The following is a 1,231-nucleotide window of genomic DNA, read 5'->3' as shown; positions in this document are numbered from 1 at the left end:
CGACGATGCTTTGAAAGCTAAGACTGCCGAAATTGATGCTCGCACAGATTTAACGGCCGAAGAGAAAACTGCAGCCAAAGCAGATGCTAAAGCGACAGCAGACGCAGCGAAAGCAGCCATAGATAAAGCAACAAAGAATGCTGAAGTCGACCAATCTAAGTCAACTGGAATCATAGAAGTCACTTCAGTCAATCCAGAGGCGTTGACTAAGTCAGCAGCTAAGCAATCCATCGACGAAGCTTTGAAAGCTAAGACTGATGAAATCGACTCTCGTACAGACTTAACAGACGAAGAGAAAACTGCAGCCAAAGCAGACGCTAAAGCGACAGCTGACGCAGCAAAAGAAGCCATCGACAGAGCAACAACGAATGCCGCAGTCGACCAAGCTCAGTCAACTGGAACAACAGAATTAAAAGTTATAAATCCACAACCAGTAGCTAAATCAGCAGCCAAACAATCCATCGATGAAGCTCTGAAAGCTAAGACTGCCGAAATAGATGCACGTACAGACTTAACAGACGAAGAGAAAACTGCAGCCAAAGCAGACGCTAAAGCGACAGCTGACGCAGCAAAAGAAGCCATCGACAGAGCAACAACCAACGCAGCAGTCGACCAAGCTCAGTCAACTGGAACAACAGAAGTAAAAGCAGTAGATCCACAACCAGAAGCGAAGACAGAAGCTAAGAAAGCAATCGACGATGCTTTGAAAGCTAAGACTGCCGAAATAGATGCACGTACAGACTTAACAGACGAAGAAAAAACTGCGGCTAAGGCAGAAGCTAAGAAGAAAGCAGATGCAGCGAAAGAGGCGATCGACAAAGCAACAACAAATGCCGAAGTCAATCAAGCTCAGTCAACTGGAACAAGAGAAGTCACTTCAGTCAATCCAGAGGCGTTGACTAAGTCAGTAGCTAAGCAAGCCATCGACGAAGCACTGAAAGCTAAGAATGATGAGATAGAATCTCGTACAGACTTAACAGATGAAGAGAAAGCTGCTGCTAAGTCAGAAGCAAAAGCTAAGGCTGACGCAGCAAAAGAAGGCATCGACAAAGCAACAACGAATGCAGCAGTCGACCAAGCTAAGACTAACGGAACAAGAGAAGTCACTTCAATCAATCCAGCAGCAGTAGCGAAGACAGCAGCTAAGCAAGCTATTGACGAAGCTCTGAAAGCTAAGAATAATGAGATTGACGCTCGTACAGACCTAACAGCCGAAGAAAAAGCCAAGGCC

Annotated in this window: 1 protein-coding gene; it reads left to right on the top strand. The window is 45.7% G+C overall.

The window, feature by feature from the left end:
* A partial coding sequence (locus ACLNCW_RS09755; protein ID WP_424846209.1) for a DUF1542 domain-containing protein occupies nucleotides 1-1,231 on the top strand: 1,231 nt, incomplete at both ends.

The organism is Streptococcus sp. CL6.22 (genome assembly GCF_049738055.1).
GTDB lineage: Bacteria > Bacillota > Bacilli > Lactobacillales > Streptococcaceae > Streptococcus > Streptococcus mitis_DJ.
This window is presented reverse-complemented; position numbering and strand designations above follow the sequence as displayed.